This is a genomic window from Streptomyces sp. NPDC047061, assembly GCF_040643955.1.
In the GTDB taxonomy this organism is placed as follows: domain Bacteria; phylum Actinomycetota; class Actinomycetes; order Streptomycetales; family Streptomycetaceae; genus Streptomyces.
Genome location: NZ_JBEYVI010000015.1, coordinates 77,261 through 90,633 on the forward strand (window position 1 = coordinate 77,261; position 13,373 = coordinate 90,633).

A 13,373-nucleotide genomic window follows, 5' to 3' on the forward strand; every position below is an offset into this window, starting at 1 on the left:
CTGATCAACACGTGCCCGAGTACGTGATTCGACGGCGTGTTCCCTGGTTAGAAGACTGGAAGTGTTGTCACGGTCCGGTCCGGAAATCGTCGGGACCGTGCTGTGATCGTGAACACCGTGTCAGGCGGCGCCGTAGTGCTGGATACTGCGGGCAGCCGCACCCGGTGACCGGTGCCGGACGCGGTGAGCTGGAGGGGACGGTTCGCGTGAGCGAGATACCAGCTAAGGCCACGGAGTCCGAGGACCCGTCGGACGGCGCGAGGGCGGGGACCGCGGAGACAGCCGCGGCGGCCCCTGGCGACGCCATGTGGCAGAGCAGCCCGCCCGGCTCGATCTACGACTACATCAAGGTCGCCTCGTTCTCCATCGGCGCCGGCGGCCTGGTCGACCAGTGGAGCCTGCGCGCCGAGCAGATCTTCGGCATCCCGGCCGAGCGCGCCGTCGGCATGGACCCCATCGAGGCGTTCATAGACCCGGACCTGCGCGCACGCGGCCAGCGGAAGATGGCCGAGATCCTGGACGGGCGGGAGTGGACCGGCGTGGTCCCGTTCCGGATGCCCGCCGCGGCGGACGGCGAGCGCGGCGAGGAGGGCATCGCCGAGGTCTACGTGATGCCCACCCGCACCGCGGAGGGCGAGAACGCGGCCGTGTGCATCGTGGTCGACGTCCGCACCCTGCGCAGCATCGAGACCGACCTCGCGGCCTCGCAGTCGATATTCGGTCAATCTCCGTTCGGCTTCCTGCTGATCGACACCGACCTGCGGATCCGCCGCGCCAACGTACGGTTCTCCTCCATCTTCGGCGGCACCCCCGACGACCACCGCGGCAAGGGCGTCCACGACTACCTGCCGCGCTCCGAGGCCGAGCGGGTCGCGGCCACCCTGCGCCGGGTCCTGGAGACCGGCAACTCCATCACCGACATGCACGTCACGGGCTTCGTGCCGGGCTCCGAGGAGCGCCGGCACTGGTCCATCAACCTCTACCGGGTGCACAGCGGCACCGGCCGCCCCATCGGCATCGCCTGGCTCGGCCTCGACATCACCGCCCGCCGCGCCGCCGCCCGCGAGGCCGCCGCCGCCCGGCGCAACCTCGCCCTCCTCAACGAGGCCGGCGCCCGCATCGGCAACTCCCTCGACCTGGAGACCACCGCCCGCGAACTCCTCGACGTGGTCGTGCCCGGCTTCTGCGACATCGCCACCGTCGACCTCTACCAGGGTCTGCTGGCCGGCGACGAGACCCCGCCGGGCCTCGCCGACGGCAGCGCCGAGCTGCGCCGGGTCGCGTTCGCCAGCGCGGTCTCCGACGCGCCCTTCGTGGGCGGCGGCGTCCCGGTGGCCGTCGGCGCGGTCCACCACTACCCCTTCAACTCCCCGTGTGCGGACGCCCTGCGCACCGCCCGCCCGCAGCACGTGCCGGCGGCGGAGGGCGGCCTCGTCCAGTCCACGCTGGCCGTGCCCATGGTCGCCCACGACACGGTCGTCGGCCTCGCCCAGTTCGCCCGCACCAAGGGCAGCGAGCCGTTCGGCGACCGCGACCGGGACCTGGCCGTCGAACTGGCCGCCCGCGCCGCCGTCTGCATCGACAACGCCCGCCTCTACCGGCGCGAACACGAACGGGCGTTGATACTGCAACGGTCCCTGCTCCCGCCCGGCGACCCGGAGGCCTCGGGCCTCGACATCGCCTGCCGCTACCTGCCCGGCAACGCGGCCACCGAGGTCGGCGGCGACTGGTTCGACGTCATCGAACTCCCCGGCCACCGCACGGCGCTGGTGGTGGGCGACGTCATGGGCCGGGGTCTACGCGCGGCGGTCGCGATGGGCGAACTCCGCACGGCGGTCCGCACCCTGGCCCTGCTCGACCTCGAACCGGCCGAGGTGCTCTCCGCGTTGGACGAGATCGCCCGCGGCCTCGGCACCCCCGGCGGGGTCCAGCAGGCCACCCGCACCGCCCGCCAGCCCCGCGACGCCGACCTCTCCGAGGTCTACCTCGCGACCTGCGTGTACGCCGTCTACGACTCCGTCACCCGGCGCTGTACGTTCGCCAACGCCGGCCACCTGCCGCCGGTCCTGGTCGAACCCGGCGAGGACGCCCTGATGCTCGACGTCCCGCCCGGCATGCCACTGGGCGTCGGTGGCGAGCCCTTCGAGGAGGTCGAGGTGGATCTCCCCGAGGGCTCTCTCCTCGCCCTCTACACCGACGGTCTGGTCGAGTCCCGCGACCACCCCCTGGACGAGGGCCTCCAGGCCTTCGTCGGCGCCCTCACCGACCCGTCCCAGCCCCTGGAGGACGTCTGCGACCACGTCCTCAGCACCCTGGACACGCACCATGGTGAGGACGACATCGCGCTGCTGATGGCACGTGTCCAGGGACTGCCGGCCGAGTCGGTCGGCGACTGGGCGCTGCCGCGAGAGCCGCGCAGTGTGGGCCGCGCCCGTGAGTACGCGCGCGGCCAGCTGGTCACGTGGGGCCTGGAGCCGCTGGTCGACACGACGGAGCTGCTGGTCAGCGAACTGGTCACCAATGCCCTGCGGTACGGCGAGGGCGAGATAAGGCTACGGCTGCTGCTCGACCGCACGCTGGTGTGCGAGGTGTGGGACTCGGGCCTGGTCCAGCCCCGGCGCCGCCGCGCCCGGGACACCGACGAGGGCGGGCGTGGCCTCCAGCTGGTCGGCCTGCTCAGCGCGGCGTGGGGCTCGCGCCGGACACCGCGCGGGAAGACGGTGTGGTTCGAACTCCCGCTGCCGGACGGCGAGACGGGCCTGACCGACCCTGCGGAGGCGCTGCTCAGCCTGTTCTGAGGAGGGGTGGTTCCGGCCGGTTGTCCGGTGCGGCGCCGTGGGGGCCGATCGCGCAGTTCCCCGCGCCCCTGACGGGGCGCTACAGCCGACGTCCGCAACAACGCGCCCCAAAGGGGCGCGGGGCTGTGTCCGATATGCGGCTCCGCCGCGTGGGCGCGACCAGCCGAGGCGCCCCTTCAGGGGCGCGGGGAACTGCGCGACAAGCCCCCACCCACCCGCGGCCGCCCGACGTCCCCCGTGGCACCCCCTGACGCGCTACCCCAGCCTCCCCCTGCTCTCCGGCCCCCCGAAGGCCACCACCGGCCCCCCGTCACCCTCCTCACCCAGCAGCACACCCCCGAGCACCGCCCCCGCCACCCCGATCCCCTGCGCGGCCTCCCCGGCGAACGGGTTGCCGTGCGCCCGCACATCCCGCTCCGCCAACTCCCGCGCCTTCCGCGCGAGCCTGTCGGTGTCCGCGGGCGCAGCCCGCCCCGCTGCCGCCAGCAACGTCCGCGCCTCCGCCCCCACCGCCGCCCGATGCGTCCCGACGAAGTCGTCCGCCGCGCCCAGCGCACTCCGCGCCACGAGCCCCGCCCCCGCCGCGATCACCCCGGACCGCCCGCCCCCCGTCCCCTCCACCGCCCGCACGACCCGGCGCAGGGCGTCCAACGGGTCGTACGGCCCACCGGTCACCTCGTGCCGCACCGCGCCCAGTACGGTGTCGGCGTGTGCCAGCCGCGCCGGCAGGGCCGTCCCGCGCAGACCCGCCAGCTCCGCCTCCGCGCCCGTCAGGGCGGCCGGCAGCAGCCCCGCCGCCGCCTGCAGCTCCCGCACCAGCCGTTCCACCCCGCCCAGCAGCACCCCGGCCTGCGCCACGGCCCCCTCGGCGGCCCGCACCCCCCGCCGGGACCCCTCGCCGTCGCCTGAATCGGCGTCCTGGCGGGCCCGGTTGAGCCGCGAGGTCGCGAACACCAGCCGATCCTTGGCCTGTTCGACATGTCCGACGACGGAGGCGACCGCCGTCGCGCCGTACCGCTCGCCCGCCCCGGCCAGTACGCCCGCCACCCCGCCGGTCCGCCCCGCAAGCTGCCGGAACCGCCCCTCGGCCACCGCCAGCGCGTCCCCCGCGTCCCACTCCGCGTCGAACTCCGCCGCCTCCGCGTCCAGTTGACGCCCCGCCTCCGCGGACCGCCCGATCACCCCCACCAGCGCCTGACGCCGGCCGGTGTCGTCCCCCGGCACCCCCTCCTCGTACCGCCGCCATATCGCGAACGCGGCCGCCAGCTCGGTCTCGGCCGCCCGCAGGGCCCGTACGACGGACTCGCCCCCGTCGACGTACCCGAGCGCCTCCCGGCTGGTGCGTACGCAGTCGTCGGCGAGGACCAGGGAGGCGCGGGCCTGCCGCTTGACGTCGACGGGCGACGGAGCCGGCGGGGCGGGGGAGAGGATCCCCGGCGTGGTGCGGGAGCGGGCCCGGCGTATCCGGCGTACGTATCCGTAGCCGCCCAGGGCACCGGCCGCCGCGACGGCGACGAGCGGCAGGACGTAGTCGGTGGCCGACGCCCCGTCCGCCGCCCGGGCCGTGGCGACCGTCCCGCCACCCGCCACGGGAACCGGATCTTGAGTGGCGCTCGTCATCACCGGCAACACCAGCCAGACCACCCCGGTCACCCCGCCCAGCACCGCATGCCCCACCCGCACACCTATGTGCCCGGTGGCATGCCTCGGCCGACCCCGGATCAAGGATGACGTCACATTTCGGAGCGTATGGGCAGCCAGTCGGCTTCGCGACCGGGGCTGAGGCAGCCGGGGGACGACAAGAAAAGGGGGACAGAACATGAAACGGAGCCCAAACCCGGAGAGAGACCCCTCAACCACCGCCGAACCAAACTCGCCCCAGGCGCCACCCACAGCCGCCGACACACCGGAACTCCGACCACCACCACCCGCACCCACCACCGAACCACCCCCTGCCCAGGCACCACCCCCGCCGCCCGACGCACCGGACTCCGCACTGGCGTCACTCGCGCCGTCCGACGCATCGGACTCCGCCGAGGTCCCACCCGCAGTCGCCGACGCGTCCGCACCCCCGCAGGGGCCACCCGCACCCGACGACGAAAGCCGCACGGGTTGGGCGGGTGGGAAAAAAATCGGCAGATGGACGCTCCGCGTCATCCTCGTGCTGCTGGTCCCCCTCCTCATCGCCGAGACCGCCCTCCGCATCAACTACACCGGCGACCCGAAGGCCGGTACGTACAGCAGGAGCCGGGACGCCCTCTGGCTCGGTCACGCCTGGGTCGACGGTCGTAAGACCGACGCCGACGTCACCGCCCTCGCCGCCCGGCTCGCGGACACCGGCATACGCGACCTCTACGTCCATGCCGGACCACTGGAACACAACGGCACGCTGCCCAAATCGGCCTATCCCAAGGCCCGTTGGCTGATAACAGCCGTGCATCGAAAACTCCCCGGCGTCCGGGTGCAGGCCTGGCTCGGCGACGAGCTCGCGCCCGAGAAGCCGGATGCCATGCATCTGGAGAGGAAGGCGACGCGGGACGCCGTCGTCGCATCCGCCCGGCAGGTCGTCGGGGCCGGGTTCGACGGCGTGCACTTCGACCTGGAGCCCCTGCACTCCGGCGACCGGAACTACCTCGCCCTCCTCGACGCCCTGCGCCCCGCGACCCCGCTGCTCTCCGTCGCCGCACACCAGATCGATCCGCTGCCGGCCTTTCACTCCTTCTGGGGTACCGTCACCGGTCATCCGAAATGGTGGTCACAGGAGTATTTCGGGCAAGTCGCTCGTCGGGTGGATCAGATCGCGGTGATGTCGTACGACACCATGCAGCCCCTGCAGAGCCTGTACGGAGGCTACGTCGCGCAGCAGACGAGCCTTGCGCTGGAGGTCACGCCCAGGTCGACCGAGCTCCTCATGGGGCTGCCCTTCTATCACGAGAACCGGTTCGGGCACTGGGCGCACGCCGAGACCGTGCCGGCGGCCGTGCGCGGGGTTCGGCTGGGACTGTCACGCACGGACGCGGATCGCGCTAACTTCGGCGTCGCCCTGTACGTCGACTTCGCCGCCACCGAGGATGACTGGACCTCTTATCGGAAGGACTGGGTCCGTACGCCATGACAACCGCTCGTGCCCACCTCACCCGTGACGACCTCGCGTCGCTCTCCCGCGAGGCCCTCGGCCGTGCCCCCGCGGCCGTCGCCCGGCTGCGCGGAGGGAGCAAGAAAGGCGTCTACCGGCTCGCCCTCGACAACGGCCGTAGCGCGATCGCGTACGTCTGGTCCCCGGAGGAGGACTACTGGGGGCCCGCCGACGTCGACATCCGCGACCCCTTCGCGCACGCCTCCGGTCTCGGCCTGTTCCTGTCCGCCCACGACCTGCTGACGGAGCTCGGCGTGCGCACCCCGCGCCTGCTGTTCGCGGACGAGGAGGCCGAGCACCTGCCCGCGTACGCCGCGGTCGTCGAGGACGTCCGCGGCGGCAGCCTGGAGCTGCTGCTGCGCAGCGACCCGGGCGCCGCACGGGTGCCGCTGGCCCGGCTGGCGGGGACCCTCGGCGTGCTCCGGGAGCACGTCTCCGCCGGGTACGGCAAGGCCGCCCTGGTGGAGGAGGGCGGGAAGCCGCTCGGCAACTCCTGCGAACAGGTCGTCGCGGACCGCGCGATGCGCGACATCGCGGAGGTGGCCGAGCGGGACCCCCGGGTGCGTGAGGTACGGCAGGCGCTCGCCGAGCGGGTGCACGAGCTCTACGACGCGGTCGAGCCGCGCGACCACGCCTCCCTCGTGCACGGCGAACTCGGCCCGGACCACGTCCTGGTGACCGAGGAGGGCGACCCCGCGCTCATCGACATCGAAGGCCTGATGTACTTCGACGCCGAATGGGAGCACGCCTTCCTCCAGCTCCGCTTCGGGCCCGCCTACGACGTGCTGCGCACCGCCGACCTCGACGAGGACCGGACGGCGCTGTACCGCCTGGCGATGCACCTCAACCTCGTCGCGGGCCCGCTGCGGCTGCTGGACGGTGACTTCCCGGAGCGCGAACAGATGCGGGACATCGCCGAGTTCAACCTCCGGCAGGTGCTCAGCCTCCTGCGGGGCGCCTCCTGATCTTCGAGCCGAGCCACACGAGGGGGTCGTACTTGCGGTCGACCGCCCGCTCCTTGAGGGGGATCAGGGCGTTGTCCGTGATGTGGATGCCCTCCGGGCAGACCTCCGTGCAGCACTTGGTGATGTTGCAGTAGCCGAGGCCGTGTTCGTCCTGGGCCGTGCGCTTGCGGTCCAGGCCGGACGTCTCCGCCGCGTCCAGCGGGTGCATGTCCAGTTCGGCGACCCGCATGAGGAAACGCGGCCCGGCGAAGGCCGTCTTGTTCTCCTCGTGGTCACGGACGACATGGCAGGTGTCCTGGCACAGGAAGCACTCGATGCACTTGCGGAACTCCTGCGAGCGGTCCACGTCCTCCTGGTACATCCGGTACTCGCCGGGGCCGAGGCCGGCGGGCGGTACGAAGGACGGGACCTCCCTCGCCTTCTGGTAGTTGAAGCCGACGTCCGTGACCAGGTCGCGGATGACCGGGAAGGCGCGCAGCGGGGTGACCGTGATGGTCTCGTCCTGCTCGAAGACGGACATCCGGGTCATGCACATCAGGCGCGGGTGGCCGTTGATCTCCGCCGAGCACGAACCGCACTTGCCCGCCTTGCAGTTCCAGCGGACGGCCAGGTCGGCGGCCTGGGTGGCCTGGATGCGGTGGATGATGTCGAGGACCACCTCGCCGTCGTTCACCTCGACCTTGAAGTCCTCCAGGCCGCCGCCCTCGACGTCGCCCCGCCACACCCGGAAGTGGGCCGTGTAGCCGCTCATTCGTACAGCTCCTCTTCGGCGAGGTACTTGACCAGCTCCTCCTTCTCGAAGAGGGCGAGCAGGTCGGCTCGGATGGGGTCGGTGGTCTCACGGGTGAGGTCGATCTGGCCGCGCTCCGGGTCGGTGGCCGCCGACCCGCCCGTGGGGTCGGCCAGCCGGCAGAGCAGGTTGACGGGGCGCCAGCGGCGGTCCATCGTCGGATGGTCCTCGCGGGTGTGGCCGCCGCGCGACTCGGTGCGCTCAAGGGCCGCCCGGGCCACGCACTCACTCACCAGCAGCATGTTCCTGAGGTCCAGGGCGAGGTGCCAGCCCGGGTTGAACTGCCGGTGCCCCTCCACCCCGGCCCGGCGCGCCCGTACCCGCAGCTCGGCGAGCTTCTCCAGGGCCTGCTCCATCTCGCCCTCCCGGCGGATGATGCCGACCAGGTCGTTCATGGACTGCTGGAGCGCCTGGTGGAGGGTGTACGGGTTCTCCGGCGGGCCGGAGTCCGGTTCCTGGCCCTCCGCGGAGAAGGGCCGCAGCGCCTCGGCCACCGCCGCGTCGATCTGCTCGTCGTCCACCGCCGGCCGGTCGTCCTGGTCCGCCGCGTGGTCGGCGGCGTGCCAGCCCGCCCGGCGCCCGAACACCAGCAGGTCGGAGAGGGAGTTGCCGCCCAGCCGGTTGGAGCCGTGCATCCCGCCGGCCACCTCACCGGCCGCGAACAGCCCCGGCACGCCACGGGCTGCGGCGGTGTCGGAGTCCACCGCGACCCCGCCCATCACGTAGTGGCAGGTCGGCCCGACCTCCATCGCCTCCGCCGTGATGTCGACGTCGGCCAGCTCCTTGAACTGGTGGTACATGGACGGCAGCCGCCGCCGGATCACCTCGGCCGGCATCCGCGTCGACACGTCCAGGAAGACCCCGCCGTGCGGGGAGCCGCGGCCCGCCTTCACCTCGGAGTTGATCGCGCGGGCGACCTCGTCGCGGGGGAGCAGCTCGGGAGGACGCCGGTTGTTGTCCGGGTCCTCGTACCACCGGTCGCCCTCTTCCTCCGACTCGGCGTACTTCTCCTTGAAGACGTCCGGGACGTAGTCGAACATGAACCGCTTGCCCTCGGAGTTGCGCAGCACCCCGCCGTCGCCGCGCACCGACTCCGTGACCAGGATCCCCTTCACCGACGGCGGCCAGACCATGCCGGTCGGATGGAACTGCACGAACTCCATGTTGAGCAGCGGCGCCCCGGCCAGCAGGGCGAGCGCGTGCCCGTCCCCGGTGTACTCCCAGGAGTTCGACGTCACCTTGAAGGACTTGCCGATGCCCCCGGTCGCGATGACGACGGAGGGCGCCTCCAGGACGAAGAAACGGCCGGTCTCCCGCTCGTACGCGAAGACCCCCGAGACCCGGCCCGCGGCGGAGCCGCTGTTGGATGCAGTGTCCTTGAGGATCCGGGTGACCGTGCACTCCTGGAAGACCTTGAGCCGGGACTCGTAGTCGCCGGTCTCCTCCTTGTCCTCCTGCTGGAGCGAGACGATCTTCTGCTGGAGGGTGCGGATCAGTTCGAGGCCGGTACGGTCGCCGACGTGCGCGAGGCGTGGGTACTCGTGGCCGCCGAAGTTGCGCTGGGAGATCTTCCCGTCCTTCGTGCGGTCGAAGAGGGCGCCCCAGGTCTCCAGCTCCCAGACCCGGTCCGGGGCCTCCTTGGCGTGCAGCTCGGCCATCCGCCACTGGTTGAGGAACTTGCCGCCGCGCAGGGTGTCGCGGAAGTGGACCTGCCAGTTGTCGTGCTCGTTGACGTTGGCCATGGCCGCCGCGATGCCGCCCTCGGCCATCACCGTGTGCGCCTTGCCGAACAACGACTTGCAGATCACCGCCGTACGGGCGCCCCGCTCGCGCGCCTCGATCGCGGCGCGCAGGCCCGCGCCACCGGCCCCGATCACGACGACGTCCCACTCCTGCCGGTCCACCACGGGCATCAGAAAAACCTCGGATCGTCGAAGACACCGGACGCGAGCAGATAGACGTAGAAGTCGGCGAGCGCCACGCTCACCAACGACGCCCAGGCCAGCTGCATGTGGCGGGCGTTGAGCCTGCCCACGAACTGCCATGCCTTGTAGCGCACGGGGTGTTTGGAGAAGTGCTTGAGCTTGCCGCCGACGATGTGCCGGCAGGAGTGGCAGGACAGTGTGTACGCCCAGATCAGCACGATGTTGACCAGGAAGACGAGGGTGCCGAGGCCCATGTGGCCCCAGTTCTCGTGGGTGTCCCGGAACGACAGGACCGTGTCGTAGGTCAGCACGCCGGCGACCAGCAGGGCGAAGTAGAAGAAGTACCGGTGGACGTTTTGCAGGATCAGCGGGAAGCGGGTCTCACCGGTGTACTTCGCGTGCGGCTCGGCCACCGCACAGGCCGGCGGGGACGCCCAGAAGCTGCGGTAGTACGCCTTGCGGTAGTAGTAGCAGGTCAGGCGGAAGCCCAGCGGGAAGATCAGGATGATGATCGCCGGGGAGATCGCCCACCAGCTGCCGAAGAGGTCGGCGTTCGGGCCGGACGGCATGACCTTGCAGTTCTCGGCCAGACACGGCGAGTAGAACGGCGAGACGTACGGCGCCGAGTAGTAGTGCGCGTTCGAGAAGGCCCGCCACGTCGAGTAGACGACGAACGCGAACAGACCGGCCGCGGTGACGGCGGGCGCCAGCCACCAGCGGTCGGTCCGCAGGTGCGGGGCGGAGATCGCGGCGCGCGTACGGGTGCGTACGCCGCCGCTGTTCGGATGTGGTTCCGTACCAGTGGCCAATGGATGACTCCGGTCGGGGTCGGGGTTGATGGCCTGCGGTCAGCGCTCCTAGGGGGCGTGCCGGTCGCGGGCGCCGAGACCCTCGTCGTCCGTGTCCGTCCACAGGTTGATGTCGTACGGATCGTCGGAGATGGTCACGAGCTCGGGGCGCTTGCCCGGGGCGCCGGCGCGGGCCGTCTCCCGCAGCAGTGCCACGCTCTCGCGCAGGTGATCGGCGTCGGCACGGACGCGGCGCATCTCCAGTCCGCCGCTCCCGAGCTGCTGCTCCAGGCGGCCGACGGACCGGTTCAGGTCTTCTAGGCAACGCTGGACTGACGTCAGGTCGTCGTGCACGGACATGACGTGACCTCACTTCCGCGGACTTCGTGGTCCAAGGTGGCAACGTTCATGCGCCTGCGAGTGTTGCGCGTCACACCTACTGATGTGAAGCCATGTGCAGCGATTGGCGGATTGCGAGCCTCCGTCGCACGCCCGCACGCGCTCTGTGTGCGCCGGGGAGGAGCACGGCATTGGGCCGCACGGGTGGCCTTTGGCAGCCCCCGCCGCCGTGTCGTACCCGGCCGACGGACCCCGTCCATTTCAGTGGGGTCCGTACTTCTGACGTACATGTGATCAACTCCAAAATACCCCCAAACGTGAACAGACCGCACCCGTGTCACGGGGCCTCCCGGAGGTAAGCAGAGATGTCTCACCACGGCGTCGGCAGTAGCGCCCCTTCAGGGGCGCGGGGCCGTATTGAATGTGCGGCTACCGCCGCGTGGGCGCGACCAGCCCCCACGGACCCGCAGGCGAGCCACGGCGGCACATCGCGGCGCTACCAGCGAAGCCTCGCCTTCCTCGCAGCAGGCGCCTTGGCCGTCCCCCTCCTCGCCGGCTGCGGCTCCGACGACGAGGCCAGCAAGCCGCTGGCCGGCCAGGACATCGTGCCGGTCGCCCGGGACGCGGTCGCCGAGGGCGGCACCCTGAAGATCGCCGTGGACGCCGTACCGGAGACCCTCAACACCTTCCAGGCCGATGCCGACGCGGGCACCACCCGGGTCGCCCAGGCCGTCCTGCCGTCGATGTTCACCATCGACGCCACCGGAAAGCCGGTCCGCAACCCCGACTACCTGGAGTCCGCGAAGGTCATCGAGACCGAGCCCCGCCAGGTCGTCCTCTACAAGCTCGACCAGCAGGCCGTCTGGAGCGACGGCCGGGAGATCGGCGCCGCCGACTTCGCCGCCCAGTGGCGCGCCCTGTCCGGCAAGGACTCCGCCTACTGGACCGCCCGGAACGCCGGCTACGACCGCATCGCCCAGATCGAGCGCGGCGCCAACGACCTGGAGGTCCGGGTCACTTTCGACCGGCCGTACGCCGACTGGAAGTCGCTGTTCTCGCCGCTGTACCCGAAGGACGTCATGGGCACCCCGGACGCCTTCAACGACGGCGCCCGCCGCAAGCTCACCGTCACCGCGGGCCCCTTCCGGCTCGACAAGGTCGACACCGCCAAGAAGGACGTCGTCCTCACCCGCAACCCGCGCTGGTGGGGCCGTCCCGCCAAGCTCGACGAGATCGACCTGCACGCCGTGGACCGCGACAAGCGGGCCTCCGCGCTCGCCGCCGGCACCGTCGACGTCGCCGACATCGACGCCGCCGAGGCCGAGCGGATCACCATCGCCGGCCGCGAGAAGGGCACCGGCCTGCCCCTGCAGGGCGCCGGGAAGACCTCCGCGAAGAAACTGCGGTCCTGGGCGCTGACCCTCGGCATGGACGAGGAGAAGCTCCCCGACGGGCCGAAGAAGCTCCGCAGGAGCATCGCGAAGTGGCTGGAGCAGCAGCACGAGCTGCACGACTTCGAGGTCCGCAAGTCCCTGGAACCCGCCTTCACCCAGCTCGCCCTCAACGGCTCCGAGGGCCCGCTCGCCGACGAGCGGGTGCGCCGGGCCGTCGCCCGCGCCCTGGACCGCAAGGCGCTCGCCAAGCTGGTGCTCACCCCGCTGGGGCTGCCCGCGGTGCCGGTCGGCAGCCATGTCGCCCTGTCCGGGCAGGCCGCCTACACCGACGGCAGCGGGGCCATCGGCGGCCTCGACACCCACGAGGCGCAGGCGCTGCTCGCCGACGCGGGCTGGGTGGCCGGCGGGCCGGTCAAGACCGGCGGCAAGGCGGCCGGAGCGGAGGACGGGAAGAAGAAGGGCGACAAGGGCGACGAGTCGGACGGCGGGCACGACGGGCAGTACATCGTCGGGGAGGACGACAAGGCCCACGACAAGGACACCCGCGACCACCAGAAGGACCACGCCCACGGGGCGCCGGGGGCGTACGCGCCGAAGGGCACGGCGGCACCCAGGGGAGGGGCGCCGGCCGGGCCGCTGGCCAAGGACGGCAAGGCGCTCTCGCTGCGGTTCGTGCTGCCGTCGGGGCCGGGCTCGGAGTCGCTCCAGGCGGTCGCCGGCCAGATCTCGAAGATGCTGGACAAGGTGGGCATCGTGACCGAGATCAAGAAGGTCTCCGACGACAGCTACTTCAAGGACCACATCGCGTCCGGGCAGTACGACCTGGCGCTGTACTCGTGGCCGTCGTCCGCGTTCCCGGCGACGGACGCCCGGCCGATCTACGCGAAGCCGGTGGTGGCGGCCGACGGGTCGCTGAACGTCGAGCAGAACTACACGCGGGTCGGCACCGACCAGGTGGACCAGCTCTTCGACCAGGCGCTGGGCACGCTGGACGAGGACGAGGCGGACGGGCTGCTGCGCAAGGCGGACTCCAGGATCTGGGCGGCGGCGGGGTCGCTGCCGCTGTACCAGCGGCCACAGATCGTGGCGGCCCGGAAGGGCCTGGTGAACGTGGGTGCCTTCGGTTTCCAGACGCCGGTGTACCAGGACATGGGCTTCCTGAAGAAGGGCGCCAAGGTGTCGCCCAGCCCGAGCAAGGGGTAGGGCGGGGGCGGCCCGGCGAGCCCCCACTGGAGAGT

General features: G+C 71.7%; 9 protein-coding genes. 4 read left to right on the forward strand and 5 right to left on the reverse strand.

The window, feature by feature from the left end:
- Positions 1-206 precede the first annotated feature (206 nt).
- Positions 207-2,798, forward strand: a complete 2,592-nt coding sequence (locus ABZ887_RS22445) for a SpoIIE family protein phosphatase (RefSeq protein WP_361292091.1) — start codon at positions 207-209, stop codon at positions 2,796-2,798.
- A gap of 255 nt (positions 2,799-3,053) precedes the next feature.
- Here the strand turns inward: ABZ887_RS22445 and ABZ887_RS22450 are convergent, their stop codons facing one another.
- A complete protein-coding gene (locus tag ABZ887_RS22450) occupies positions 3,054-4,475 on the reverse strand; it encodes a hypothetical protein (RefSeq protein WP_361292093.1) in 1,422 nt (473 codons plus the stop codon).
- 319 nt (positions 4,476-4,794) lie between these two features.
- Between ABZ887_RS22450 and ABZ887_RS22455 the strand changes: the two genes are divergently transcribed.
- Together ABZ887_RS22455 and ABZ887_RS22460 are read left to right on the forward strand one after the other, a co-directional pair.
- On the forward strand, positions 4,795-5,913 hold the full coding sequence (locus tag ABZ887_RS22455; protein WP_361292311.1) for a glycosyl hydrolase family 18 protein: 1,119 nt from the start codon (positions 4,795-4,797) through the stop codon (positions 5,911-5,913).
- Complete coding sequence (locus tag ABZ887_RS22460; protein WP_361292095.1) at positions 5,910-6,899, forward strand: aminoglycoside phosphotransferase family protein; 990 nt, start codon at positions 5,910-5,912, stop codon at positions 6,897-6,899. Before ABZ887_RS22455 ends, ABZ887_RS22460 begins: the two co-directional genes overlap by 4 nt.
- On the opposite strand, the gene ABZ887_RS22465 is transcribed toward ABZ887_RS22460, so the two are convergent.
- The 4 genes from ABZ887_RS22465 to ABZ887_RS22480 are packed head-to-tail and all read right to left on the reverse strand — an operon-like array spanning position 6,874 to position 10,762.
- On the reverse strand, positions 6,874-7,650 hold the full coding sequence (locus ABZ887_RS22465; RefSeq protein WP_361292097.1) for a succinate dehydrogenase/fumarate reductase iron-sulfur subunit: 777 nt from the start codon (positions 7,648-7,650) through the stop codon (positions 6,874-6,876). The genes ABZ887_RS22460 and ABZ887_RS22465 overlap by 26 nt on opposite strands.
- Entirely contained in the window at positions 7,647-9,602 is a 1,956-nt protein-coding gene (locus ABZ887_RS22470; RefSeq protein ID WP_361292099.1) for a fumarate reductase/succinate dehydrogenase flavoprotein subunit, read from the reverse strand. The genes ABZ887_RS22465 and ABZ887_RS22470 overlap by 4 nt, the downstream gene beginning before the upstream one ends.
- Positions 9,602-10,423 carry a hypothetical protein gene (locus tag ABZ887_RS22475; protein WP_361292101.1) on the reverse strand — a complete coding sequence of 274 codons (822 nt, stop codon included), beginning with the start codon at positions 10,421-10,423 and terminating at the stop codon, positions 9,602-9,604. Before ABZ887_RS22475 ends, ABZ887_RS22470 begins: the two co-directional genes overlap by 1 nt.
- A 48-nt stretch (positions 10,424-10,471) precedes the next feature.
- A complete protein-coding gene (locus ABZ887_RS22480; protein ID WP_361292103.1) occupies positions 10,472-10,762 on the reverse strand; it encodes a hypothetical protein in 291 nt (96 codons plus the stop codon).
- Between the two features lie 344 nt (positions 10,763-11,106).
- Between ABZ887_RS22480 and ABZ887_RS22485 the strand changes: the two genes are divergently transcribed.
- Entirely contained in the window at positions 11,107-13,338 is a 2,232-nt protein-coding gene (locus tag ABZ887_RS22485) for an ABC transporter family substrate-binding protein (RefSeq protein ID WP_361292105.1), read from the forward strand.
- Positions 13,339-13,373: the final 35 nt, after the last annotated feature.